The sequence below is a fragment of the Caulobacter sp. GW821-FHT10C03 genome, from assembly GCF_059415485.1.
Genome location: NZ_JBWKNI010000017.1, coordinates 78,139 through 103,343, shown reverse-complemented (window position 1 = coordinate 103,343; position 25,205 = coordinate 78,139). Strand labels below are relative to the sequence as shown.

Annotated in this window: 18 protein-coding genes; 13 read left to right on the top strand and 5 right to left on the bottom strand. The window is 69.2% G+C overall.

Translation table 11 applies throughout. The features are described from left to right. The first annotated feature begins 54 nt into the window (after positions 1-54). The 5 genes from AC07NG_RS19730 (at position 55) to hflX (ending at position 6,296) form a co-directional block, all read left to right on the top strand. On the top strand, positions 55-2,298 hold the full coding sequence (locus AC07NG_RS19730; RefSeq protein WP_494595825.1) for a sensor histidine kinase NtrY-like: 2,244 nt from the start codon (positions 55-57) through the stop codon (positions 2,296-2,298). Further along, positions 2,295-3,683: a nitrogen assimilation response regulator NtrX gene (gene ntrX, locus AC07NG_RS19725; protein WP_110122060.1), complete on the top strand. Its 1,389-nt coding sequence runs from the start codon at positions 2,295-2,297 to the stop codon at positions 3,681-3,683. The genes AC07NG_RS19730 and ntrX overlap by 4 nt, the downstream gene beginning before the upstream one ends. Before the next feature lie 8 nt (positions 3,684-3,691). After that, positions 3,692-4,555 carry a D-amino-acid transaminase gene (locus tag AC07NG_RS19720; protein ID WP_494595823.1) on the top strand — a complete coding sequence of 288 codons (864 nt, stop codon included), beginning with the start codon at positions 3,692-3,694 and terminating at the stop codon, positions 4,553-4,555. A gap of 126 nt (positions 4,556-4,681) precedes the next feature. Then, on the top strand, positions 4,682-4,930 hold the full coding sequence (gene hfq / locus AC07NG_RS19715) for an RNA chaperone Hfq (RefSeq protein WP_058348899.1): 249 nt from the start codon (positions 4,682-4,684) through the stop codon (positions 4,928-4,930). A 13-nt stretch (positions 4,931-4,943) separates the two neighbouring features. Beyond that, entirely contained in the window at positions 4,944-6,296 is a 1,353-nt protein-coding gene (hflX, locus tag AC07NG_RS19710; protein ID WP_494595822.1) for a GTPase HflX, read from the top strand. A 28-nt stretch (positions 6,297-6,324) separates the two neighbouring features. Here the strand turns inward: hflX and mazG are convergent, their stop codons facing one another. The 5 genes from mazG to AC07NG_RS19685 all read right to left on the bottom strand — a co-directional run bounded on the left by mazG (position 6,325) and on the right by AC07NG_RS19685 (position 11,896). After that, positions 6,325-7,155 (bottom strand): nucleoside triphosphate pyrophosphohydrolase, encoded by an 831-nt coding sequence (gene mazG / locus AC07NG_RS19705; RefSeq protein ID WP_494595820.1) that lies wholly within the window; start codon positions 7,153-7,155, stop codon positions 6,325-6,327. After that, entirely contained in the window at positions 7,109-8,512 is a 1,404-nt protein-coding gene (locus AC07NG_RS19700; protein WP_494595819.1) for an MFS transporter, read from the bottom strand. Before AC07NG_RS19700 ends, mazG begins: the two co-directional genes overlap by 47 nt. Positions 8,513-8,658: 146 nt before the next feature. Next, positions 8,659-9,198, bottom strand: coding sequence for a hypothetical protein (locus AC07NG_RS19695; RefSeq protein ID WP_494595817.1), 540 nt, complete (start codon positions 9,196-9,198; stop codon positions 8,659-8,661). Further along, a complete protein-coding gene (gene nhaA / locus AC07NG_RS19690; protein ID WP_494595816.1) occupies positions 9,195-10,367 on the bottom strand; it encodes a Na+/H+ antiporter NhaA in 1,173 nt (390 codons plus the stop codon). Before nhaA ends, AC07NG_RS19695 begins: the two co-directional genes overlap by 4 nt. A gap of 68 nt (positions 10,368-10,435) precedes the next feature. Next, a complete protein-coding gene (locus AC07NG_RS19685; RefSeq protein WP_494595814.1) occupies positions 10,436-11,896 on the bottom strand; it encodes a cobyric acid synthase in 1,461 nt (486 codons plus the stop codon). 89 nt (positions 11,897-11,985) lie between these two features. Between AC07NG_RS19685 and AC07NG_RS19680 the strand changes: the two genes are divergently transcribed. The 8 genes from AC07NG_RS19680 to AC07NG_RS19645 all read left to right on the top strand — a co-directional run bounded on the left by AC07NG_RS19680 (position 11,986) and on the right by AC07NG_RS19645 (position 25,036). Continuing rightward, complete coding sequence (locus tag AC07NG_RS19680) at positions 11,986-12,279, top strand: FAD assembly factor SdhE (RefSeq protein ID WP_110122052.1); 294 nt, start codon at positions 11,986-11,988, stop codon at positions 12,277-12,279. Between the two features lie 49 nt (positions 12,280-12,328). After that, on the top strand, positions 12,329-15,793 hold the full coding sequence (gene mfd / locus AC07NG_RS19675; RefSeq protein WP_494595812.1) for a transcription-repair coupling factor: 3,465 nt from the start codon (positions 12,329-12,331) through the stop codon (positions 15,791-15,793). Positions 15,794-16,007: 214 nt separating this feature from the next. Further along, positions 16,008-18,329, top strand: coding sequence for a methyl-accepting chemotaxis protein (locus AC07NG_RS19670; protein ID WP_494595810.1), 2,322 nt, complete (start codon positions 16,008-16,010; stop codon positions 18,327-18,329). A 103-nt stretch (positions 18,330-18,432) separates the two neighbouring features. Then, positions 18,433-18,930 (top strand): GAF domain-containing protein, encoded by a 498-nt coding sequence (locus tag AC07NG_RS19665; protein ID WP_492855333.1) that lies wholly within the window; start codon positions 18,433-18,435, stop codon positions 18,928-18,930. Between the two features lie 67 nt (positions 18,931-18,997). After that, positions 18,998-20,137, top strand: a complete 1,140-nt coding sequence (locus tag AC07NG_RS19660) for a GNAT family N-acetyltransferase (RefSeq protein WP_494595809.1) — start codon at positions 18,998-19,000, stop codon at positions 20,135-20,137. Continuing rightward, positions 20,137-21,054: a glycosyltransferase family 2 protein gene (locus tag AC07NG_RS19655; RefSeq protein ID WP_494595808.1), complete on the top strand. Its 918-nt coding sequence runs from the start codon at positions 20,137-20,139 to the stop codon at positions 21,052-21,054. The genes AC07NG_RS19660 and AC07NG_RS19655 overlap by 1 nt, the downstream gene beginning before the upstream one ends. Before the next feature lie 10 nt (positions 21,055-21,064). Continuing rightward, a complete protein-coding gene (locus AC07NG_RS19650; RefSeq protein ID WP_494595806.1) occupies positions 21,065-21,982 on the top strand; it encodes a hypothetical protein in 918 nt (305 codons plus the stop codon). 504 nt (positions 21,983-22,486) lie between these two features. Next, on the top strand, positions 22,487-25,036 hold the full coding sequence (locus AC07NG_RS19645; RefSeq protein ID WP_494595805.1) for a TonB-dependent receptor plug domain-containing protein: 2,550 nt from the start codon (positions 22,487-22,489) through the stop codon (positions 25,034-25,036). Positions 25,037-25,205 lie beyond the last annotated feature (169 nt).

The window sequence follows — 25,205 nt, the reverse complement described above, 5'->3', positions numbered from 1 at the left end:
TTTTCAGCACATGGGTGTTGAGTTTGGGGCACACCCCGCCCTAAACTCAACCCGATGTCGTCGATCCCGTCAGTTTCGGAATCGGAAGACCGCCCGCGCCGCTTCAGCCGGCTCTGGTGGCGTGAGCTTCTGAGGTCACGCTACGTCCTCGGCGGCGGTTACGCCCTGGCGGCCGTACTCACGGCCACCGGCGTGGGCCTGGCCTCGTCGCCGCCGACCACCGGACCGATCGGACCGGCCAGCACCGTGATCCTGGTGGTGCTGGGCTTCAACCTGGCCCTCATCCTCTGCATCGCGGCCATCGTCGGCTGGCGGCTGCTCGACCTGATCGACGCCCGTTCCAGCGACGCCGGCGCGCGCCTGCACCTGCGCTTCGTCGGCCTGTTCTCGGTGGCCGCCGTGGCCCCGGCCGTGATCGTGGCCCTGTTCTTCGGGGTGCTGGTCAACCGCGGCGTCGACGGCTGGTTCAGCAAGCGGGTGACGACCGTGGTCGAGAACTCGGCCACCGTGGCGCGCTCCTACGTCTCCGAGCAGACGGCCTATATCAGCCAGCACATGGGCCCGATGGCCGGCATGCTGAACACCGCCGCCCCAGCCATGGCCGAGTCGCCGGTCGCCTTCGGCCACTTCCTGAAGAACCTCGCCGACGACAACGGCTTCTCGGCCGCCTACGTGCTCGACCGCGACGGCCGGATTCTCGCCCGGGCCGAGGCCGAGAACGCTCCGCCGTTCCTGGCCCCGCCGCCCTCCAGCTTCCGCTGGACCGACACCGGCGAGATCACCTCGCAGCGCTTCGTGTCCGAAGACCTGTTCCGGGCGCTCTACAAGCTCAAGGGCTTCGAGGACGGCTACCTCTACATCGCCCGGCCGATCGACAAGGGCATCCTGGCCCACCTGATCGAGTCCGAAGAGTCGCTGATCTCCTATCGCGACGCCGCCGAGAACCGGGCCCGCATCCAGGCGATCTTCGGCCTCAGCTACGCCGAGACCGCGCTGCTGGTGCTGGTCGCCGCGGTCTGGGTCGGGATCGCCGCCGCCAACTCGATCGCCGCGCCCGTCTCCGGCCTCGTCCAGGCGGCCGGCCGCGTCTCGGCCGGCGATCTGGATGCGCGGGTCGACGTCGAGCTCGGCCCCGAGGAAATCCGGGCCCTGTCCAACGCCTTCAACATGATGACGGCCGATCTTCAGGCCCAGCAGGCCGCGCTGAAGGCCGCCAGCCTTGACGCCGAGTCGCGCCGCCAGTTCATCGAGACCGTGCTGTCGGGCGTCAGCGCCGGGGTCATCAGCCTGGACGGCGCGGGGCGGATCTCGGCCCTGAACCGCCGCGCCGGCGCGCTGCTGGCGCTCGACGACGAGGCCGTGGGCCAGGATCTCGTCGAGGCCGCCCCCGAGTTCGCCGAGGTGCTGGAAGAGATCAGCCAGGGCCGTCCCAACGCCGAGGTCGAGATCGACGTCGTGCGCGGCGGCGAGACCTTGCGCCTGCGTGTGCGCGCCGCCGGCCACGCCGCCGAGGGCCAGGTCCTGACCTTCGACGACGTCACCCGCCTGATGGCCGCCCAGCGCAACGCCGCCTGGAAGGACGTCGCCCGCCGCATCGCCCACGAGATCAAGAACCCGCTGACCCCGATCCAGCTGTCGGCAGAGCGCATCCGCCGCAAGTACCGCAAGGACATCACCGGCGATCTCGAGACCTTCGACCGCTGCACCGACACCATCATCCGCCAGGTCGGCGACATCGGCCGGATGGTCGACGAGTTCTCGGCCTTCGCTCGCATGCCCGCGCCGCGCTTCGCGCCGGCCGACGTGGCCGAACTGCTGCGGGCCGGCGTCTTCGCCCAGCGGGTGGTCGACGTCGAGACCGACGTCGTCATCGACGAGCCGGGCGGGGCGGTCTGGGTCAATTGCGACGCCCGCATGATCGGCCAGGCCCTGACCAACATCCTGAAGAACGCCGGCGAGGCCGTGGGCGCGCGTCGTCACGCGACGCCCGAGCCGCGCGGCCACATCGACGCGACCCTGGTCTCCGACGACGACAACCTGTGCATCGTCGTCGAGGACAACGGCGTCGGCCTGCCCGCCAAGGATCGCGACCGGCTGGCCGAACCCTATGTGACCACCCGCGAGAAGGGCACGGGCCTAGGCCTGGCCATCGTCAAGCGGATCATGGAGGACCACGGCGGCGAGCTGGTCCTCACCGACGCGCACGGCCACGCCGGCGCGCGCGTCGTCCTGAAGTTCCCGGCGTCGGCGCGGCTCGCCGCCGCGCCTTCCGTCCACGGCGTAGAGGAGATGACATGAGCGCCGACGTGCTGGTGGTCGACGATGAAGTCGACATCCGCGATCTGGTGGCCGGGATCCTGGAGGACGAAGGCTACGCCGTTCGTACGGCCGCCGATTCCGACCAGGCCCTGGCGGCCATCCGCGCCCGCAAGCCGGCCCTGCTGATCCTCGATATCTGGATGCAGGGCGGCGGTATGGACGGTCTCGAGCTGCTCGACATGATCAAGACGCTCGACGCCGACCTGCCGGTGATCATGATCTCGGGCCACGGCAACATCGAGACCGCCGTCAGCGCCATCAAGCGCGGCGCCTACGAGTTCCTGGAGAAGCCGTTCAAGTCCGACCGGCTGCTGCTGGTGGTCGAGCGCGCGCTGGAGGCGACCAACCTCAAGCGCGAGAACCGCCGCCTGCGGGCCCAAAGCTTCGCCTCCGACGGCCTGATGGGCAAGTCGCAGGCCGCCCAGGCCTTGCGCCAGATGATCGCCAAGGTCGCCCCGGCCAACAGCCGCGTGCTGGTCGCCGGTCCGCCCGGCTCGGGCAAGGAGCTGGTCGCCCGGCTGATCCACAGCGCCAGCGCCCGCACCAAGGCCGAGTTCGTCGCCGTCAGTTCGGCCGGCATGGCCCCCGAACGCCTCGACGTCGAACTGTTCGGCGAGGAGGGCGAGAACGGTCGTCCGCGCAAGATCGGCGTGTTCGAGCGCGCCCACGGCGGCACCCTCTATCTCGACGAAGTGGCCGACATGCCGCGCGAGACCCAGAGCCGCATCCTGCGGGTGCTGGTCGAGCAGCGCTTTCGCCGCGTCGGCGGCGACAACGACGTGCAGGTCGACGTTCGCGTGATCTCGTCCACCTCGCGCGACCTGCGCGAGGAGATCGCCGCCGGTCGCTTCCGCGAGGACCTGTTCCACCGCCTCAACGTGGTGCCCGTGCGCGTGCCCGGCCTGGCCGAGCGGCGCGAGGACATCCCCGAGCTGATCAGCTATTTCGTCGAGCGGATCTCCGAGGCCACCGGCATGCAGCGCCGTCGCCTCGGCGAAGACGCCCTGGCGACGCTTCAGGTCCAGGCGTGGCCGGGCAACGTCCGCCAGCTGCGCAACAACGTCGAGCGGATGCTGATCCTGGCGGCGGGCGAGCCCGGCGACCTGATCACCGCCGACATGCTGAACGCGGCGGACCAGCCCTCCAGCGGCGGTTCGGGCGCGATCGGCGCCGAGCGGATCATCGCCCTGCCGCTGCGCGAAGCCCGCGAACTGTTCGAGCGCGAATATCTCAACGCCCAGATCCTGCGGTTCGGCGGCAACATCTCGCGCACGGCCAACTTCATCGGCATGGAGCGCTCGGCCCTGCACCGCAAGCTGAAGTCCCTGGGCGTGGCCGGCGGCCGCGGCGAGGAAGAAGAGTAAGGACCCCGATGTCGCGTTTCGCTTACGTCAACGGCCGCTTCGTTCGTCACGGCCAGGCCGCCGTGCACATCGAGGACCGCGGCTACCAGCTGGCCGACGGCGTCTATGAGGTCTGGGCGGTGTTCGACGGCAAGCTGGCCGACGCCGCCGGCCACTTCGCCCGCCTGCGGCGCAGTCTGGACGAGCTGCGCATCGCCCACCCGATGAGCGAGGCGGCGCTGACCATCGTGCTGCGCGAGGCCATCCGCCGCAATCAGGTGCGCGAGGGCCTCGTCTACCTGCAGGTGACCCGCGGCGTCGCCAAGCGCGACCACGCCTTCCCCAATCCGGAAGTGCCGCCGGCCGTGGTGATCACCGCCCGCTCGGTGGATCGCGCCGCCGCCGAGGCCAAGGCCGCCAAGGGCTCCGGCGTCGTCACCGTGCCCGAGAACCGCTGGGGCCGTTGCGACATCAAGACCATCGGCCTGCTGCCCAACGCCCTGGCCAAGCAGGCCGCTCGCGAGCGCGGCGCCATCGAGGCCTGGTTCGTCGACGACCTGGGCCTGGTCACCGAAGGCGCCTCGTCCAACGCCTGGATCGTCGACGCCGAAGGTCGCCTGCGCACCCGCGACACCCAGGCCAACATCCTGCGCGGCGTCACCCGCCTGACCCTGCTGGACGTCATCGCCGAGACTGGCCTGCCGGTCGAGGAGCGGCCGTTCACCGTGGAAGAGGCCAAGACCGCCCGGGAAGCCTTCATCACCGGCGCCGGCAGCCTGGTCACGCCGATCGTCAGCATCGACGGCGACAAGATCGGGGATGGAACGGTCGGGCCGGTGGCGAGCCGGCTGCGGCGCGCCTATATCGAGCGGGCGAAGGCGGGAGCGATCTAAGCTTCCTCGCCGCCACGCGTGCATTTTTCGCCGAAGGCCATGTCCAACGGCGAAAAATGCTCTAGCATGAACTTGTTTGTGTGGAGGGCGTGTTGCCCTCCGAAATCAACGAGAGGGGAATCCCCAATGTCCGCCGACAAGAAACAAAACCTTCAGGACACCTTCCTGAACAGCGTGCGCAAGTCCAAGACGCCGCTCACCATCTTCCTGGTCAACGGCGTAAAGCTGCAGGGCGTGGTCAGCTGGTTCGACAACTTCTGCGTCCTGCTGCGCCGCGACGGCCAGTCGCAACTGGTCTACAAGCACGCCATCTCGACGATCATGCCGGCTCAGCCCGTTCAGCTGTACGAGCCGAGCGCCGATCAAGACGACTAAGTCCAAGGCTCTTTTGTCAAAATCCACATCTAAGTCCCCCGATGGACTTATCGATCACGCCGACCCGATCCTTAAGGCGTTCGTGATCCACCCGGTGCGGCCTGCTCGTGGGCAGGCCGCTCTCGAGGCGCGCGATCCCAAGGCGCGTCTCGAAGAGGCCGTCGGCCTCGCCGTAGCCCTCGATCTCGACGTTGTCGAAACGGCCATCGCGCCGTTGCGCACCGTCACGCCCGCCACCCTGTTCGGCAGCGGCAAGATCCAGGAATTCAAGGCGATCTGCGAGGTCGAGCATATCGACGTCGCCGTGTTCGACGACCAGCTCACCCCCGTCCAGCAGCGCAATCTCGAGCGCGGCCTGGGGGTCAAGGTCGTCGACCGCACGGGCCTGATCCTCGAGATCTTCGCCCGTCGCGCCCGCACGCGCGAAGGCAAGCTGCAGGTCGAACTGGCGCGGCTCGACTACGAGCGCTCGCGCCTCGTCCGCACCTGGACCCACCTGGAACGCCAGCGCGGCGGCACTGGCGCCACCGGCGGCCCCGGCGAAACCCAGATCGAACTCGACCGGCGCCTGATCGCCGGCACGATCGGCAAGCTCAAGCGCGAGCTGGAAGAGGTGCGGCGCACCCGCACCCTGCACCGCAGCGCCCGCAAGAAGGTCCCGTACCCGACCGTGGCGCTGGTCGGCTACACCAACGCCGGCAAGTCGACCCTGTTCAACCGCCTGACCAACGCCGAGGTCGTGGCCCAGGACATGCTGTTCGCCACGCTCGACCCGACCCTGCGGACGGTCAAGCTGCCCGACGGCCGTCCGGCCATCCTGTCGGACACGGTGGGTTTCATCTCCGACCTGCCGCACGAACTGGTCGAGGCCTTCCGCGCCACCCTCGAGGAGGTGCAGGAGGCCGACGTCGTCCTGCACGTCCGCGACGTCGCCAATCCCGACACCGACTCGCAGGCCCGCGACGTCCAGGCGGTCCTGACGGAGCTGAAGGTCACGGCCGACGAGGGCAAGACCGTCGTCGAGGTCTGGAACAAGATCGATCTGGTCGACGGCGAGGAGCGCGAGATCCTCGAAGGCCGCGCCAAGCGCTCAGACGCCTCGGCGGTCTCTGCCGTCACTGGCGAGGGCTGCGCCGAGTTGCTCAAGCGCGTCGGCGGTCTGATCGACGACACCCCGCCCATCGCCCTGCGCCTGTCGCCGGCCGACGGCGAGGCCCTGGCCTGGATCTACCGCAACGGCCGCGTGGTCGAGCGCGACGATCGCGAGGACGGCGAAGTGCACTTGGTGGCCCGCATGGACCCCCAAGCGCAGGGCCGCTTCGAGCGGCAGTTTCCGACCGTCTGGGTGATGCCGATCGGGGAGTGAGACCTGGCCTTCTCCCTATGGGAGAAGGTCACTTCTTCTCCGCCGCCTTCGCCGCGTCCCACAGCGCGTCCATCTCCGCCAGGTCCGACTGGTCCGGCGTCCGCCCGTCCTTGGCCAGTTCCGCCTCGATGAACGCGAAGCGGCGGGCGAACTTGGCGTTGGTGGCGCGCAAGGCGTCCTCGGGCTCGACGTCGAGCTTGCGGGCCAGGTTGGCGCAGACGAACAGGATGTCGCCCAGTTCCTCGCGGGCCTTGGCCTGATCGCCGGCGTCGATCTCGACCTGCAGTTCGGCCACTTCCTCGGTCAGCTTGGCCAGCACCTCGTCGGTGGAGGGCCAGTCGAAGCCGACGCGGGCGGCGCGCTTGGTCAGCTTCACCGCGCGGGTCAGGGCGGGCAGGCCGGCCGGGACGTCGTCGAGCACGCCGCCCTTCTTCTTGGCCTTGCGCTCCTGCGCCTTGAGCTCTTCCCAACCGGCCTTCTGGTCGGCCAGATCGTCATAGGCGTGGTCGCCGAACACGTGCGGGTGCCGGCGGATCATCTTGTCGGAGATCGACTGGGCCACGCCGGCCAGGTCGAACGCGCCCTGTTCCTGCGCCATCCGCGAGTGGAACACCACCTGCAGCAGCAGGTCGCCCAGCTCTTCCTTCAAATCCGACAGGTCGTTCCGCTCGATGGCGTCGGCGACCTCGTAGGCCTCCTCGACCGTGTAGGGCGCGATGGTCGCGAAGGTCTGCTCCACGTCCCACGGGCAGCCGTGGTCGGGGTCGCGCAGGCGAGCCATGATCTCCACCAGGGTGAAGAGCGGATGCTCCTCACTCGGCTGCAGAGGACGCGGGGCTGGGGTCGGGGCGGCGGTCATGCGGGCTCGTGTCTGCGGCGGTGGCGGCGTCGGCCGCGTCCCGCGCGTCCAGTTGGGCGCGGATCTCGGCGTGGCGTCTGGCGTCCAGCGGATAGCGCACGATGATCAGGCAGACCAGCACCCCGAGCGCCGCCGGTACGACGGTGTAGAGCGCCACCAGCGCCGCGTCGCCTTGGGCGCTGGGCACCTTGGGATCGAAGCCGAGCTTCTCCAGCACCAGGAAGACGCCGATGGCCAGGGCGAAGCCCAGCTTCACCGTGCCGTTGACGACGGCGTAGAGCAGGCCGGTGCGGTCGACGCCGGTGTTGAGCCGCTCCTCGTCGCCGATGTCGGCCATCATCGAGCGCACCAGCAGCGGCGCGGCCGAATAGGGCAGGCCGGCCAGCACCAGCACCGCCACGCCGAACAGGTTCATGCCCGGGGGCGTCAGGATCGCGGCCATCTGGAAGACGGCGTACATGATCCCGGCGATGGCCAGGGCGGTGTGCTTGCCCAGGGTCTTGGCCAGCCAGGGCCACAGCGGCGCGCCGGCCAGGGCGGCGACGAAATAGATCAGCAGCAGGATCCCCGCCTGGTCCTTGGGGATGCCCTTGATCCGTTCGAAGAAGAAGAAGAACAGCGCCCCGCCGATGCCGGGCGCCAGGCCCATCAGCAGGTCGGCCGCCAAGAGCTTCTGCACGCTGGGGCGTGTCAGCAGGCCCAGATACTGCTTGAGACCCGCCTCGTGGCGCTGGGGCGGCGCGGCCGGTTCGCCGACGACCACGCTGGCCAGCAGCGCCGTCAGCGGCGTCAGCACGATGATGAACCAGCCCATTGCCGCGATCCCCGAGGCGTGGTTCCCCTTGAAGGCGAAGGCCATCAGCGGCGGCAGCAGCAGCACCAGGATCATGCCGATCACGTTGCCCGCGCCCCAGAACCCATAGATCCGTGAGCGTTGCTGGTAGTCAGGCGACAGCACCGCCCCCCAGGCCGTCTGCGCCAGCACCGCCATCGAGAAGCCGACATAGGCGATGATCAGCCAGGCCCAGAGGAAGACCGGTCCGATCCCGGGCTTGGCCATGAACAGGGCGTAGGACGCCGCCATCAGCAACGGTGCGCTGGCGATCAGCCAGGGCCGGAAGCGGCCCCAGCGGGTCCGCGTGCGGTCCATCAGGCCGCCCAGGATCGGATCCAGGATGATGTCGGCCAATCGCACCAGCAGGAAGGCTGTCCCGACGACCGACAGCGAAAGGCCAAGCTCGCTGACGTAATACTCAGGCAGGTAGACCACCAGCGGCAGGCCCAGGCCCGCAAGCGGCAGGGTGGGCGAGGCATAGGCCGCCAGGACGGCGTTCGATCGTCGTGGCGCGGCGCTCATGCTTCCTCCCCGGCGCATTACGCAGCGCCTCACTGAACGGCGATCAGACGCTGCGTCGAGGCGTCTGGCAAGCGAGGGGACCGGATCCGCGCCTTCTTCACCTCACCCCTGCTTTCGCGGGGGTTTTACGGAGACCTGTGCGAATCCTAGTCCTGCGCCAGTTTTCCCTCGCCCAGCCGACGGGCCAGGCGTTCGAAGGCGGTTTCGGCGTCGCTCCAGGTGAGGTTGAAGGCCGCTTGGCGGATGTCGTTCTCGTACCAGCTGTAGCGGATCGGCGAGCGAACGCCGTCGGCGGCCACGTACTCGCCCGATATCTTCGCGCCGCCCAGACTGAAGCTTTCCAGCGACAGGCCGGGCTTGTCGCCCAATTGCTTGGGCGTCGGGCGGTTGGGCTGGGCGTCGTCGATGATCAGCTTCAGCTGGCCGCCGGCGGGCGACAGAGCCCCCCGGGCGCTGAGCCGACGCTCGACTGTCCTTTTAAGGTCCGCCGTCAGGTAATCGAACTCACGCGCGCCCAGCTTGTCCGCCTTGGCGGCGAGGTCCGGGCCGATCGTCACCTCGACGGCGGCGACGATCGGCGCCTGGGCCCACGCGGTCGCGGGCAGGACGGCGGTCGGCGCGGCCAGCAGGGCGGCGGCGAGGAAGGCGCGCAGCATGGCGATGCTCCCGGCGGGACGTCGGCTCATTGTGGACCCGCCGGCGCCCCCGCGCCAGCCTTGCGGGCGTATAGAGCGAAGATCAGCCAGGCCAGCAGAGCCGACGCCAGCGAGCCGGCCAGCACGCCGATCTTGGTCTCCTCGCGCAGCAGCTCGGCGTCGAAGGCCAGGTTGTTGATGAACAGGCTCATGGTGAAGCCCACCCCGCATAGCGCCGCGACGCCGTAGAGCTGGCCCCAGTTCACCCCCGACGGCTTGCGCGCCAGCCCCAGTCCGATGGCGGCGGCGCTGAAGGCGAAGACGCCGACCTGCTTGCCCAGAAAGAGGCCCAGCGCCGCGCCCAGCGTCGGCGGCGCGGCCAGGGCCGAGGCGGAAAGGCCGCCCAGGGCGACGCCCGCATTGGCGAAGCCGAAGACCGGCACGATCAGATAGGCCACCCACGGATTGAGCCCGTGCTCCAGCTTGTGCAGCGGCGAGCGGCCGTGGTCGGGCGACAGCGGAATGGTCATGGCCAGCAGCACGCCGGCCAACGTCGCGTGGATCCCCGACTTGAGGAACAGCACCCACAGCACCGCGCCCAGCAGCAGATAGACCCACAGCGCCGTCACCTTCAGCCGGTTCAGCGCGACGAGCGCGGCCAGCACGACGGCCGCCCCGCCTAGCGCCCACAGGGTCAGGTGGTCGGTGTAGAAGATCGCGATGATCAGGATCGCGCCCAGGTCGTCGATGATCGCCAGCGCCGCCAGGAAGATCTTCAGCGCGCCCGGCACGCGCGGCCCCAGCAGCGACAGGACCCCTAGCGCGAAGGCGATGTCGGTCGCCGCCGGGATCGCCCAGCCGGCCCGCACGTCCGGCGCGTCGCGGGCGATCAGCAGGTAGATCAGGGCCGGAACGACCATCCCGCCCAGGGCCGCGAAGCCGGGCAGGGCGCGGCGGGGCCAGGTCGAGAGCTCGCCGTCGACGACCTCACGCTTGATCTCCAGGCCCACCAGCAGGAAGAACACCGCCATCAGCCCGTCATTGATCCAGTGCTCGACCGACAGCGGGCCGAGATAGGCGTGCAGGGCGTGGAAATAGCCGTCCGCCAGCGGCGAGTTGGCCACGACCAGCGCCGCCGCCGCCGCGATCATCAGCAGCACCCCGCCGGCGGCTTCGCTGCGCAGGAAGGCGCGCAGGGCGGATACAGCGCGTCGCGGCATGTCGGCTCCTGATCGGGATTCGTCAGCGTAGTCTGGCCGCCGGTGACGGCCGGGGCCAGGAAAACCGGCTAGGGCAGCCCGGCGATGCGGGCGATGGCGGCGATGTCCAGCGACCGCTCCAGTATCTCGGCGATTTCGTCGAGCGCCGCATCGACCCGCGCCGACTGGTCCAGGCCGTCGGCCGTCACGCCGAGCGGGGCGAGCAGGGCGGCTCGCGCCGAGGCCTTGTCGAACAGGCCATGCACGTAGCCGCCGGCGATCCTGCCGTCGGCCGAGACGGCGCCGTCCGAGCCGTGGCCATCGATGGTCAGCAGCGGCCGCGCGGTCCCGGGGCCGGTCGTGCGGCCGACATGGATCTCGTAGCCCTCGAAGGCCCCGCCGTCGGCCAGCCTGCCGGTGACCGGCCGCACCGTCTTGTCGCCGGCCAGCACGGTCTCGACGTCCAGCAGGCCAAGCCCCGCCGCGGACCCCGGCGCGCCCTCGACGCCGTCCGGATCGCTCACCGTCCGGCCCAGCATCTGGTAGCCGCCGCAGACGCCCAGCACCCGGCCGCCGCGCCGGGCATGGGCCAGAATGTCGACGTCCCAGCCGTTGGCGCGCAGGAAGGCCAGATCCGCCAGCGTCGCCTTGGTCCCCGGCAGGATCACCAGATCGGCGTCGGCCGGCAGCACGCCGCCTGGCGGCAGGAACTCGAGATCGATCGCCGGATCGTTCCGCAGCGGGTCGAAGTCGTCGAAATTGGCGATCCTCGACAGCATCGGCACAACCACCTTGGCCCTGCGGCCCTCGACAGGAGCGGCGGCGCGTTCCAGCACCACGGCGTCCTCGGCCGGCAGGAACCGCACCGGCGGCAGCCAGGGGACCATGCCCAGGTCCGGCCAGCCCGTCCGCTTCACGACCTCGGTCCGCCCGTCATCGAACAAGGCCGGATCGCCCCGGAACTTGTTGATGATGAAGCCCTTGATCCGCGCCCGGTCGGCCTCGTCGAGCACCAGGTGCGCCCCGGCCAGGGCGGCGATCACGTGCCCCCGGTCGATGTCGCCGACCAGAGCCACCGGCACGTCGGCGGCGTGGGCGAAGCCCATATTGGCGATGTCGCCGGCCCGCAGGTTGGTCTCGGCCGGACTGCCCGCGCCCTCGACCAGCACGAGATCGGCCTCGGCCGCCAGCCTTCGGTAGCTGTCCAGCGTCGTGGCCAGCAGGCCCGGCTTCAGTCCCTGGAAGGCCCGGGCCTTGTAGTTTCCGACCACACGGCCCTGCACCACCACCTGGGCGCCCACATCGCTCTGGGGTTTGAGCAGCACCGGGTTCATGTGCACGCTGGCCGGCGTACGGCAGGCCACGGCCTGCAACGCCTGGGCCCGCCCGATCTCGCCGCCGTCGGCGGTGACGGCCGCGTTGTTGGACATGTTCTGCGGCTTGAACGGCCGAACCACGAGCCCGCGATTGGCGAAAAGTCGGCACAGCCCCGCCACCAGGGTCGATTTGCCGACGTCGGAGCCACAGCCCTGGATCATCAAGGAAGCCATGCCCTCGCGCCTAAAGCCGTCAGCAGGCGCGGTCAATCGACGCCGCAAAGCTGGCGCCCGGCGGCGGCGCGCTCTATATCGGCGGCCGCATGACCATCGATCACGACGCCCGCCTTCGGCGGCTGAAGTTCCGGGCCTGGCATCGCGGCTTCCGTGAAGCGGACCTCATTCTGGGGCCGTTCGCGGATACGCTTGGCCCGACCCTGACCCCCGACCAGCTCGACGTGCTGGAAACCCTGCTCGAACAGTCCGATCGCGAGATCTACGCCTGGATCGTCGGCCAGGAGGCCACGCCCGAGGCCTTTGAGACCGAGATCATGGCCATGATCCGCAAGTTCCGCTTCGAGGCCCACACCTCGCGGCCTGTCGGCGACGGCGCCTGAACCCTTTGCATCTCGGCGGGTTGTTCCTCGCCCATACTTGAAGAGCAGCATGGCCTACGACGCCAAACAGATCGCCAAGGCCGCCGGCGGCCTGACCCTGGCCGGCGCGCCCGAGGGCTTCGACGCCCTGGCTATGGCCGACATCGCCCGCGCCCGCGGCGGCCTGACCGTGTTCGTGGCCCGTGACACGGCCCGGGCCAGCGCCTTCATCGACGCGCTGAAGTTCTTCGCCCCCGAGATCGAGGCGGTGCTGCTGCCCTCGTGGGACTGCCTGCCCTATGACCGCATCGGCCCCTCGGCCGGGGTGGCGGCCACCCGCATGTGCACCCTGCACCGCCTGGCCAACGGCCTGGGCGAGGGCAAGGCGGCCATGCTGGTCGTCGCCGCGCCCGCGCTCCTGCAGCGCGTGCCGACCAAGGAAGTGCTGCTGCGCGCCAGCTACGGCGCCAAGGTCGGCCAGTCGGTCGATATCAAGGACCTGGAGCGCTACTTCGCCGTCAACGGCTATGTCCGCGCCTCCACCGTCTCCGAGCGCGGCGAGTTCGCCATCCGTGGCGGCGTCATCGACGTCTATCCGCCGGCCGCCGAAGAGCCCGTGCGCCTCGACCTGTTCGGCGACACCCTGGAGAGCATCCGCGCCTTCGATCCGGAAACCCAGCGCTCGACCAAGCAGCTGAAGTCGATCGAACTGCTGCCAGTCAGCGAGGCCCTGCTCGACGCCGACGCCATCTCGCGCTTCCGCGGCTCCTATGTGCGCCTGTTCGGCGCGCCGGGCGACGATGCGCTCTACGCCGCGGTCAGCGACGGCGGCCGCCGCGCCGGCATGGAGCACTGGCTGCCGTTGTTCTACGAGCGGATGGCGACCATCTTCGACTACCTGCCGGCCGGGACCCTGGTCGGCGTCGACCATCAGGTCAGCGAGGCCCGCGACGAGCGCCTGGCGATGATCGCCGACGCCTACGACGCCCGCGCCGCCGCCGACCGCAAGTCGGCCTACCGCCCGCTGGAGCCGCACGCCCTCTACCTGACCGCCAAGGAGTGGGACGAGGCGATCTCCGACCGCCCGCACCGCCAGTTCACGCCGTTCCAGCCCCAGGGGCTCGACGTCGTCGACATGGGCGCCAAGCATGGCCGGACCTTCGCCGCCGAGCGCGCCCAGGACAGCGTCAACCTGTTCGAGGCCACCGCCGACCACGCCAAAAAGCTGGCCGGGGAGGGGAAACGCGTCCTCTTCGCCTCGTGGTCGGAAGGCTCGTCCGAGCGTCTGGGCACGATGCTGGCCGACCACGGCCTCAAGAAGATCCCCTATGCCGGCTACTGGCAGGCGGCAAAGGCCAACGATCCGAAGGTCCCCCAGCGCGTCGTCCTGCCGCTCGACGCCGGCTTCGAGACCGACAGCCTGGCCGTCATCTCCGAGACCGACATCCTCGGCGACCGCCTGGCCCGCCCGCGCAAGAAGCGCCGCGCCGCCAACTTCCTCGCTGAAGCCAGCGCCCTGACGCCCGGCGACCTCGTCGTCCACATCGACCACGGCATCGGCCGCTACGAGGGCCTCAAAACCCTCGACGTTCAGGGCGCGCCGCACGACTGCCTCGACCTGATGTACGGCGGCGAGGCCAAGCTCTACCTGCCGGTCGAGAACATCGACCTTTTGACCCGCTACGGCGCCGACGGCGAGAACGTACAGCTCGACAAGCTGGGCGGCGCGGCCTGGCAGGGCCGCAAGGCCAAGGCCAAGGAACGCCTGCGGATCATGGCCGAGGGCCTGATCCAGATCGCCGCCGCCCGCTCGCTGAAGTCGGTGGAAGAGACCGATCCGCCGTCGGGCGTGTTCGACGAGTTCTGCGCCCGCTTCCCCTACGAGGAGACGGACGACCAGCTCAACGCCATCCACGACGTGCTGGAAGACCTGGCCTCGGGCAAGCCGATGGACCGCCTGATCTGCGGCGACGTCGGCTTCGGCAAGACGGAAGTCGCCCTGCGCGCCGCCTTCGTGGTGGCCATGAGCGGCAAGCAGGTGGCCATCGTCTGCCCGACGACGCTGCTGGCCCGCCAGCACTACAAGACGTTCAAGGAGCGCTTCCAGGGCTGGCCGATCAAGGTCACCCGCCTGTCGCGCCTGGTCACCGGCAAGGAAGCCGCCGACACCCGCGAGGGCCTGGCCAACGGTCAGCTGGAGATCGTGGTCGGCACCCACGCCGTGCTCAGCAAGCAGGTCGCCTTCAAGGACCTGGGCCTCGTCATCGTCGACGAGGAGCAGCACTTCGGGGTCAAGCACAAGGAGAAGCTCAAGGAGCTTCGCGCCGACGTGCACATGCTGACCCTGACCGCCACGCCGATCCCCCGGACGCTGCAGATGGCGCTGTCGGGCATTCGGGAAATGTCGATCATCGCCACCCCGCCGGTCGATCGCCTGGCGGTGCGCACCTACATCACGCCGTTCGACGCCGTCACCGTGCGCGAGGCCCTGCTGCGCGAGAAGTATCGCGGCGGTCAGGCCTATTACGTCGTGCCGCGCCTGAAGGACCTGGAGGACATCGAGAAGTTCCTCCGCACCCAGGTGCCGGAGATCAAGTACGTCGTCGGCCACGGCCAGATGAGCGCCACCCAACTCGAGGAGGTGATGACCGCCTTCTACGAGGGCCAGTACGACGTGCTGCTCGCCACGACGATCGTCGAGAGCGGGCTCGACATCCCGTCGGCCAACACCCTGGTCGTGCACCGCGCCGACATGTTCGGCCTGGCCCAGCTCTACCAGATCCGCGGCCGCGTCGGCCGCTCCAAGGCCCGCGCCTACGCCTACCTGACCACGCCCGCCGAAAAGCAGATCACCCTGTCGGCCGAGAAGCGCCTGAAGGTGCTGCAATCGCTCGACAGCCTGGGCGCCGGCTTCCAGCTGGCCAGCCACGACCTGGACATCCGCGGCGGCGGCAACCTGCTCGGCGACGAGCAGAGCGGCCACATCAAGGAGATCGGCGTCGAGCTCTACCAGCAGATGCTGGAGGACGCGGTGGCGGCCTTGCGCGAGCGCCAGGGCGCCGAGGCCCTGCTGGAAGACCGCGCCTGGTCGCCGCAGATCAACACCGGCGCGGCCGTGATGATCCCCGACGACTACGTGCCTGACCTCAACGTGCGCCTGTCGCTCTACCGCCGCCTGTCGGAAGCCGAAAAGGCCGCCGACCGCGAGGCCCTGGCCGCCGAGATGATCGACCGCTTCGGCCCGCTGCCGCCCGAGACCGACTCCCTGCTCAAGGTCGTCGGCATCAAGGGCATGTGCCGCGAGGCCAATGTCGCCAAGATCGACGTCGGCCCCAAGGGCGCGGTGCTCAGCTTCCGCAACGACGAGTTCGCCAACCCGCTGCCGCTGATGCAGTTCATCGGCAAGAACAACCTGATCTGGAAGGCTCGTCCCGACCAGAAGGTCGTGGTCAAGGGCGAATGGGATACGCCGGCTCAGCGCCTGGACGCGGCCGAGAAGATCCTGGTCCAGCTGGTCAAGCTGGCGAAGGGGTAGGTCCCCCTCAGCCGGCTTCGCCGACAGCTCCCCCAGAGGGGAGCATCTTGGCGCTCAAATCCTCCCCCTCTGGGGGAGGTGGCCCAGAGGGCCGGAGGGGGTCGCGCGCAAGCGCGGCGAGGCGCCAGATTGTCGCAGGTTAATCTCGGTTAAAGCGCCGTTAGGAATCGAGCGCCACAACCAAGCTTAAGGCTCGGGCTGTGGAGATTCTTTTATGAAGGCGTTCGGTCGGCTGACCATCGCGTGGAAGCTGGTGACGGTGGCGGGTCTGGCCATCGGGCTTCTGCTGATCGCGGCCGCCGTGGCGGTGTCGATGCACACCTCCGGCATCGTGGCGGGGCTGACGCATCGCTACGCCGACGCCGTGGCCGACGACGCCATCGAGCAGATCCGCACCGAGATCGGCCGGGTCGAGGCCACCTCGCGCTCGACCGCCGGCGCGATCGCCGCCGCCCATTCGGCCGGCCTGCGCGACCGCAAGACCTATATCGAGATGCTGCGGCCCCAGGCCGACGCCACGCCCATCGTCATGGGCAGTTGGTTCATGGCCGCCCCCAACGCCCTCGACGGCCGCGACGCCGAGTTCGCCGGCCAGACCGAGATGGGCGCCAATCCCGACGGCAGCTTCACCCCGTACTGGGTGCACGCCGACGGCAAGGTGGTGTTCCAGCCCCTCAACGAGGGCAACGAGTACAGCCAGCCCTACTACACGATCCCGCGCGACACCCATAAGGCCGCGCTGCTGGAGCCCTATCCCTACACCGTCGCCGGCAAGACCGAGCTGATGACCTCGGTGGTCTATCCGGCGATGATCGGCGGCCAGTTCCTCGGCGCCACCGGCGTCGACCTGTCGCTGGACGGCGTCTCCAAGCGCCTGGAGCAACTGAAGCCCCTGGGCGGCGGCCGCGTCATGCTGCTGTCGGCGGCTGGCAAGTGGGTGGCCCACCCCGACGCCGACAAGCGCACCACGGCCTATGCCGACGAAGGCGCCGACAAGGTCAAGGCGGCCCTGAGCGGCGGCCAGGCGGCGCTGTTCAGCGGCGTCAAGGTCGGCGACGAGGAGATGGAGCGGATGGTCCGCCCCATCGCCATTCCTGAACTGAACACCACCTGGGTGTTGGTCATGGACGTGCCGCGCTCGGCCATCACCGGTCCGGCCGACCGCCTGGCCATGATCCTGCTGGTCGGCGGCGTGGTGATCACCGGCGCCGTGCTGCTGGCCCTGTTCCTGGCCAGCGCCAGCCTGGTGCGCAAGCCGCTGTCGGGCCTGACCCAGTCGGTCGACGCCCTGAGCGCCGGTCGCTACGACCAGCCGGTGCCTGGCGTGACCGGCGGCGACGAGATCGGCGCCATCGCCCGCGCCCTCGACGGCTTCCGCCACGATCTGGCCGACGGCCAGCGCCGCCGCGCCGAGCAGGAGGCCGAACGCGCCGCCGCCGAGATCGAGCGCCAACGCCACGCCGAAGAAGCCGAGGCCTTCGCCAAGGCCCAGGCCGCCGCCGTCGCCACCCTGGGCGAAGGCATGGAGAAGCTGGCCGACGGCGACCTGATCTGGCGCATGCGCGAGGACGGCTTCGCCGGCGACGCCCGCAAGATGCCGCGCGACTTCAACGCCGCCGTCGAGAGCCTGCAGCAGACCATGGCCGGCATCCTCTCGGCCGCCCAGAGCATCCGCACCGGCTGCGCCGAGATCAGCCACGCCTCCGACGACCTGGCCCAGCGCACCGAGCGCCAGGCCGCCGGCCTGGAGCAGACCGCCGCCGCCCTCGACCAGATCACCGCCACGGTGAAGAAGAGCTCTGACGGCGCCGAGCGCGCCCGCCAGCTGACCGAGAGCGCCAAGGCCAACGCCGAGAAGAGCGGCAAGGTCGTCACCGAGGCCGTCCAGGCCATGGGCGGCATCGAGAAGTCGTCGCAGTCGATCACCCAGATCATCGGCGTCATCGACGAGATCGCCTTCCAGACCAACCTTTTGGCGCTGAACGCCGGCGTCGAAGCCGCGCGGGCCGGCGAGGCGGGACGTGGTTTCGCGGTCGTCGCCCAGGAAGTGCGGGCCCTGGCCCAGCGCTCGGCCGACGCCGCCAAGGAGATCAAGGGCCTGATCCGCGCCTCCACCGACGAGGTCGGCAAGGGCGTGCGCCTGGTCGGCGAGACCGGCGAGACCCTGCAGCAGATCATGGAGCAGGTCTCGGAGATCAACGCCCTGGTCGGCGAGATCGCTTCGTCGGCCAAGGAGCAGGCCATCGGCCTGGCCGAGGTCAACACCGCCGTCAACCAGATGGACCAGGTCACCCAGCAGAACGCGGCCATGGTCGAGCAGTCGACCGCCGCCAGCCACGCCCTGTCCAGCGAGGCCGCCGAACTCGAACGCCTGATCGGCCGCTTCCAGGTCGGCGCCGAGGTCCGCGAACTGCGCGCGCCGCCGCGCCAGCCGGCCGCCCCGCGCCGCGAGGCCTTCCGCGAACGCTACGTCCAGGGCGCCAACGCCCTGAAGGTGGCCCCGCAATCGCGCCCCGGCGACTGGGAGGAATTCTAGGAGCTGTGCCATTCCGGGCCTTGCCCGGATCGGGACGGTGAAGCTTGGGGAAACGCCGTCCGCGGGGGCTCGCTTCCGCGCACGATCACGCTATATCCGGACCATGGCTGAAGCTTTCAACGACAAGACCCTCTCCGCCGACAAGGCCGCCCGCTACGCCGAGGTGGCCGACGAGATCGCCTCGGTGCTCGACGGCGAAGGCAACGTGACGGCCCGCATGGCCACGGTGGCCTCGATGCTGGCCAACAGCTTCGACCACTATTTCTGGACCGGCTTCTACGTCGTCGATCCGGCCAAGGAGCGCGAACTGGTCGTCGGCCCCTACCAGGGCACGCTGGGCTGCCTGCGCATCGCCTTCGGCCGCGGCGTCTGCGGCGCGGCCGCCGAGACCGGCCAGACCCAGCTGGTCGCCGACGTCCACGCCTTCCCGGGCCACATCGCCTGCGACGCCCGCTCGGCCAGCGAGATCGTCGTGCCGGTGTTCGACGGGCAAGGCCGGCTCCTGGCCGTGTTCGACGTGGATTCCGACCGCCCCGCCGCCTTCGACGAGACCGATAAGGTCTGGCTCGAGCGCATCCTGGGCGCGACCTTCGTATCCTGAGGTTGGCCCCGAGGTTGCAGAATTGTTTCCATCATTCCTTAGCCGAGCCGGATTAGGACAGGTGGACATGCTGCAAGTCGAGACCCTGCACCCCGCCGACATGGCCCAGGCGGACGTGGCCCTGTGGCGAGCCTTCGCCGCGGCCGATCCGGCCCTGGCCAGCCCGCTGTTGGGTCCTGACTTCACCCAGGCCGTCGGCCGGGTGCGCGAGGACGCGCGGGTGGCGGTGATCCGTCGCGAGGGCGAGACCATCGGCTTCCTGCCGCACCATCGCCGCCCTGGCGGCATGGCCCGCCCGATCGGCGCGCCGCTGTCCGACTATCACGGCCTGATCGCCAAGCCCGGCGTCGAGATCGACGCGGCCCAGGTGCTGCGCGCCGCCGACCTGGCCGTATTTCGCTACACCGGCCTGGTCGATCCGGCCCACGCCTTCGCCGCCGAGCCGACGACCGCCGCCTACGTCATCGACATCGGCGAGGACGTCGAGGCCTATCTGGAGGCCGTCCGCTCGGGCAGCCCCAAGAAGATCAAGAACTACCGCCGCCTCGACAACAAGCTCGAGCGCGAGATGGGGCAGGTAGCGCTGAAGGCCGCCGACGACTCCCAGGAGTCGTTCGACCAGCTGATCGCCTGGAAGCGCGAGCAGATCGAGCGCACCGGCGTGCACGACTTCCTGCGCCCGCAATGGACGCGCGACCTGTTCCAGACCCTTTTCGAGACCCGCGAGGGCGACTTCCGGGGGCTGATGATCAACCTCTACGCCGGCGGCCAGCTGGTGGCCGGCCACTTCGGGGTGCGCCAGGGCGCGACCTACCATCCGTGGATCGCCTCGACCAATCCGGCCTTCGCCGCTTGGTCGCCGGGCCAGATCTTCTTTCCCCGGGCCATCGCGGCCATGCCGGAGCAGGGCCTGTCGCGCTACGACCTTGGTCCCGGCTCCGACCATTACAAGCACTCCTACGGCCTGACCCAGACCCTGATCGCCGACGGCGCGATCACCTCGGCCAGCATGGCCGGCCGCGTCGCACACTCTGTCGAAGGCGTCTGGGCTCTGGCCGGCGCCAACGGCCAGGGACCGGTTGCGCGCCTGCGCCGGCGCATGGACATCATCGCCAGCACCGAGCTTACGATGGGCGGGCGCGTGAAGGGGCTGGTCGACGCCGTCGCCTCCCAGGGCCGCCGCCGCAACGCGACGATGGAGATCTGATGGCGCGCGTGACGATCATGATCCCGACCCAGCGTCGGCCCGGCGGGCTCACCGTCGCGGCCCGCTCGGTCCTGGCCCAGGCCGGGGTGGATCACTCGGAACTCGAGCTCGTGATCGTCGATAACGACCAGACGCCCTCGGCCCAACCGGTCGCCGAGGCCCTGGCCGCGCAAGCGCCGTTCCCCGTCCACTACGTGCACGAGCCCCGCGCCGGCGTCGCCAACGCCCGCAACGCCGGCATGGCCAAGGCGTCAGGCGAGTTCATCGCCTTCCTCGACGACGACGAGGAGGCCCCGGCCGGCTGGCTGGCCGCGCTTCTGGCGGCTCAGGACCGCTATGCCGCCGATGTCGTCTTCGGACCCGTCCGCGGCCGCGCGCCGGAAGGCGCCGCCCATCGCGACTATCTGGAGCGGTTCTTCTCGCGCCTGGGCCCTGACCAGGCCGGGGTCATCGACCACTATTACGGCTGCGGCGACAGCCTGCTGAAGCGCTCCAGCCTGCCCGATCCGCTCGCGCCCTTTGCCGTCGAGCGCAACCATATCGGCGGCGAGGACGACATGCTGTTTGGCCACATGCAGGCGGCCGGCGCGGTCTTCGCCTGGGAGCCGGTGGCCTGGGTCTGGGAAGACCCGCTGCCCGAGCGCCTGACCCTCGACTACACGATCCGCCGCGCCTTCGCCTACGGCCAGGGCCCCTCGGCCCACTGCGCTGCCGCCGTGCCGCCGGATCGGGCGGGCGTCGCCCGCTGGATGGTCGTCGGTGTCGTCCAGGCCGCCCTGTTCGGCGCCGTGGCAGGCTTCAAGTGGCTGACCCGCGCCGGCGACCGGGCCGAATGGCTCGACCGCGCCGCCCGCGGCCTCGGCAAGACCCTGTGGTGGGGCCCCTTCAAGATCCACTTCTACGGACACTCGGCGTGAGGCTGGCGTCATGACCATCATCCACGACTGGACCCCGGAAAAGGCCAAGGCCTTCGGCCGCGAGAACCTGGTCTTCAAGCACGGCCTGCACGAGCGGCCGATGTTCGACGACGAAGGCCTGGCGCGCCTGCTCGACCGCTATCCGCGCGAGCTGCTGGGCGTCTTCACCATGGGCGAGGATCCCAAGGCCTGGACCACCTGGCGCAAGGGCTCGGCGGGCAACCTCTCGGGCGACCAGCTGCTGGAGGCCGCCAAGGCCGGCCGCATCTGGCTGAACCTGCGCCACACCAACGACCACGTCCCCGAATACGCCACCCTCTGCGACGAGATCTTCGCCGAGAAGGAGAGGGAGGTCCCGGGCCTCAAGACCTTCAAGCGCGATCTCGGCATGCTGATCAGCAGCGCCAACGCCCAGGTCTTCTACCATCTCGACGTGCCGCTGGTGTCGCTGTGGCAGATCCGGGGCGTCAAGAAGGTCTGGGTCTATCCGGTCGCCGACCCTTACGTCGGCGAACTGGCCCTGGAGAAGATCGTGCTGCGCGAGACCGCCGAGCAGTTCGCCTTCGAGCCCGCGTGGGACGCCGGCGCCCAGGCCGTCGAACTGACGCCTGGCTCCATGGTCACCTGGAAGCAGAACGCCCCGCACCGGATCGAGAACGGCCCGATGCTGAACGTCTCGATCTCGATCGAATTCATGACCCCGCCGGCCCTGATGCGCGCCAACGTCATCTACGCCAACGGCGTGCTGCGCCGCCGGCTGGGCGCCAATCCCAAGGTCCAGGCGGGCTTTGGCCCCACCGCGCTTGGCAAGCTGGCCATCGCCCGCGGCGCCAAGGCCCTGAACCTGCAGACCCCGCACGTGCGCCACCTGCCGGTGACCTTCGGCCTCGACGCCGCCCGGCCCGGCGTGCTGGTCGAGCACGCCTAGGCGCGGCCCCGAGCCCGACGCACCGACAGACCCCCCGGCGCGCGCTCCGCTCGCGCTTCCGTTCGACTGACCGTCATGTGACGCGCCCGACCGACTCCTCCTGGGGTTGAAGCTGGCGTCGGCTGCTCGTTGGCGCCGCAATCATGATCATCGCGCTGCAAAAAATCATGGCGGGCGCCGTGCAAAGGGGCGCCGACGCGCCTGAAGGCCCCGTTACGCCCCGAGGACGGCGGGAGCTATTGCGCAAGTTGCAAGCCTGACGAACTGTTTCAGTTGCGACATTCTTCGAATGTATCGCCCGACTTTTATTATCAAATAAGAACACTCGAACCGGGAAGCACCACGGAGAAAGCAAACGCGCGCGCATAGCGCCACGAGGGGGTATGCATGACTAAGTGCTCACGGACTATTTTGCTTTCGGGTATTTCAGCGTTTTCTCTGACCTTGGCGTACGCCAGCCTGGCCAATGCGGCCGATCTACCGGCCGAACCGGCTGAGCCAGCCGTGACCGAGGTCGACACCGTCATCGTTCTCGGCACGCGCAGAACCGACCGGTCGGTGGTGGACTCGCCGTCTCCGATCGACGTCTTCGGCGGCGAGGAACTCGCCCGCCAGCCCGCCGCCGACATGCTGGACGTCGTCAAGAACCTCGTCCCGTCGTTCTACGTCCCGCAGAACACCATCTCCGACGCCTCGACCTTCGTGCGCGCACCGTCGCTGCGCGGCCTCGGCGCCGACCAGGTGCTCGTGATGATCAACGGCAAGCGCTACAACCGCTCCGCCCTTGTCCAGGTCGTCACGGGCGGCGACACCGCCCTGTCGCTGGGCGCCCAGGCCGTCGACCTGTCGATGATCCCGTCGATCGCCGTCAAGAGCCTGCAGATCCTGCGCGACGGCGCGACCGCTCAATACGGTTCCGACGCCATCGGCGGCGTCATCAACTACGGCCTGCGCGACGCCGACAGCGGCTTCGAAGCCCAGGCGCGCTATGGACAGACCTATGCCGGCGACGGCGAGAGCTATCAGTTCGCGGTCAACGGCGGCTTCAAGCTGTTCGACGCCGGTTTCGTCAACGTGTCGGCCGAGTATTTCGACGACGGCGAGACCAGCCGCGGCGCTACCCGTCCCATCGCGGCCGTCTTCGCGGCCAACAATCCCACCCTGGCCAACCAGCTGCCCAACTATCCCGGCCCGGCGCAGATCTGGGGCTCGTCGCCGACCAACGGCTACAAGCTGTTCGTCAACTCCGCCTACGACGTCAACGACAACACCAGCATCTACCTGACGGCCAATGTCGGACATCGCGAGGCCGATCAGAGCTTCAACTATCGCTCGCCGATCTCGGCCCCGACGCCGCTGGCGGTCAATAACGGCACCGGCACGCCGGCCACCGGCTCGCCTGGGCGCAATGGTTCCTTCGCCCCGATCTATCTGACGCCTTGCCCGACCGGCAACGCCACCTGTCCCACGGGCGGCTTCGTCAAGGACGGCAACACCTTCAGCTTCACGTCCATCTATCCGGCCGGCTTCACCCCGCGCTTCCAGGGCGAAGTCGAGCAGTTCTACGGCACGATGGGCGTCAAGGGTAAGGCCGACAGCGGCCTGACCTACGACCTGTCGGCGACCGTGGCGAAGAACTCGCTCGACCTGGCGATGACCAAGTCGCTCAACGCCTCCTTCGGTCCGGCCAGTCAGACCTCGTTCAAGTTCGGCAAGCTGATCCAGCGCGAAACCAACCTGAACCTCGACCTGACCTATCCGCTGGAAGTCGGGTTCGCGAGCCCTGTCACCCTGTCGGGCGGCGCCGAGTTCCGGCACGAGGAGTATGAAGCCACCGCCGGCGACCTGCAGTCCTACGCCGCGGGCCCCTACGCCGTGCAGCCGCTGTACGTGCAAGTCTCGCCCGGCGTTTACACGCGCTCGATCGTGGGCGGCAATCCCGAGACGGCCTCGCAGTCGCCCGGCGCCAGCGGCTATGGCGGCACCAGCCCGGCCTCGGCCAAGACCTCGACCCAGAGCAACTACGGCGTCTATCTGGGCGCCGAGACCGACGTCACCGAGGCCTTCACGGTCGGCGTCGCCGGTCGCTACGAGGACTACGACACCTTCGGCGACACCGTGGTGGGCAAGGTCAACGCCCTCTATCGGTTCTCCGGGATGTTCTCGGTGCGCGGCACCGTCGGCACCGGCTTCCACGCCCCGTCTCCCGGGCAGAGCAACACCGAGATCCTGACGACGGCTTTCGCTCCTGGCGGCGAACAGGTCCAGACCGGCACCTATCCGGTGACCAGCGCCATCGCCCAGTATTTCGGCGCCAAGACCCTGACGCCCGAGGAGTCCACCAACTACGGCGTCGGGTTCATCTTCAACCCGATGAGCAACTTCACCCTCACGGTCGACGGCTACTTCATCAAGGTGAAGGACCGCATCAGCATCACCAGCACCTTCGATGTCACCGCGGCCGACATCGTCGCCCAGCCCGCGCTCGCCGCGGTCGGCGTCGGCGGCGCCGTGGCCTATTTCACCAACGGCTTCGACACCGAGACCAAGGGGATCGACGCCGTCGCCAGCTATCGCACCGAGCTGCTGGACAACCCGCTGAGCCTTACCCTGGCCTACAGCTACAACAAGAGCGAGGTCACCAAGTCCGACCCCGTAGCCATCGGCGCCGACCGGATCTACGACATCGAGAACATCACGCCCAAGCACCGCGCCAATGTCTCGGCCAGCTACGAGATCGCCGGCTTCCTGATCAACGCCCGCGGCAACTACTACAGCAAGTGGAGCACCAACCAGGACTATCCGGGCCAGACGTTCGGCGCGAAGGTCACCGCCGACCTCGACATCAGCTATACGGTCGCGGAGAAGTACACGCTCACCGTCGGGGCCAATAACCTGTTCGACGAATATCCGGACAAGCTGGCCCCGACCACGGCCAACCCGATCTACGCCATCACCGGCAGCACGGCCGACGGTCAGATCTACCCGCGCTCGGGCGGCCCGTTCGGCATGAACGGCGGCTTCTGGTACGCGCGCCTGAAAGTGAAATACTAGGCGCTTCGAGCTTGCCGTCTCCACGGGGGCGGCGAGACGGGGGGGCGGCCAGGGCGTTCCTGGCCGCCTTCTCGCGTCCTCCAAGGTCGCCAACGTGCGAACGCGGGTGATCAGCAAGTAAGCAAAAACTTCATTAGAACGCCGTGACGTCTTCGGGGCGGGATCGCGC

Excerpts from the sequence above, each read along its gene's own strand:
- AC07NG_RS19730 (WP_494595825.1), top strand. The coding sequence starts at position 55 with ATGTCGTCGATCCCGTCAGTTTCGGAATCGGAAGACCGCCCGCGCCGC.
- ntrX (WP_110122060.1), top strand. The coding sequence starts at position 2,295 with ATGAGCGCCGACGTGCTGGTGGTCGACGATGAAGTCGACATCCGCGAT.
- AC07NG_RS19720 (WP_494595823.1), top strand. The coding sequence starts at position 3,692 with ATGTCGCGTTTCGCTTACGTCAACGGCCGCTTCGTTCGTCACGGCCAG.
- hfq (WP_058348899.1), top strand. The coding sequence starts at position 4,682 with ATGTCCGCCGACAAGAAACAAAACCTTCAGGACACCTTCCTGAACAGC.
- mazG (WP_494595820.1), bottom strand. The coding sequence starts at position 7,155 with ATGACCGCCGCCCCGACCCCAGCCCCGCGTCCTCTGCAGCCGAGTGAG.
- AC07NG_RS19700 (WP_494595819.1), bottom strand. The coding sequence starts at position 8,512 with ATGAGCGCCGCGCCACGACGATCGAACGCCGTCCTGGCGGCCTATGCC.
- AC07NG_RS19695 (WP_494595817.1), bottom strand. The coding sequence starts at position 9,198 with ATGAGCCGACGTCCCGCCGGGAGCATCGCCATGCTGCGCGCCTTCCTC.
- nhaA (WP_494595816.1), bottom strand. The coding sequence starts at position 10,367 with ATGCCGCGACGCGCTGTATCCGCCCTGCGCGCCTTCCTGCGCAGCGAA.
- AC07NG_RS19685 (WP_494595814.1), bottom strand. The coding sequence starts at position 11,896 with ATGGCTTCCTTGATGATCCAGGGCTGTGGCTCCGACGTCGGCAAATCG.
- AC07NG_RS19680 (WP_110122052.1), top strand. The coding sequence starts at position 11,986 with ATGACCATCGATCACGACGCCCGCCTTCGGCGGCTGAAGTTCCGGGCC.
- mfd (WP_494595812.1), top strand. The coding sequence starts at position 12,329 with ATGGCCTACGACGCCAAACAGATCGCCAAGGCCGCCGGCGGCCTGACC.
- AC07NG_RS19670 (WP_494595810.1), top strand. The coding sequence starts at position 16,008 with ATGAAGGCGTTCGGTCGGCTGACCATCGCGTGGAAGCTGGTGACGGTG.
- AC07NG_RS19665 (WP_492855333.1), top strand. The coding sequence starts at position 18,433 with ATGGCTGAAGCTTTCAACGACAAGACCCTCTCCGCCGACAAGGCCGCC.
- AC07NG_RS19660 (WP_494595809.1), top strand. The coding sequence starts at position 18,998 with ATGCTGCAAGTCGAGACCCTGCACCCCGCCGACATGGCCCAGGCGGAC.
- AC07NG_RS19655 (WP_494595808.1), top strand. The coding sequence starts at position 20,137 with ATGGCGCGCGTGACGATCATGATCCCGACCCAGCGTCGGCCCGGCGGG.
- AC07NG_RS19650 (WP_494595806.1), top strand. The coding sequence starts at position 21,065 with ATGACCATCATCCACGACTGGACCCCGGAAAAGGCCAAGGCCTTCGGC.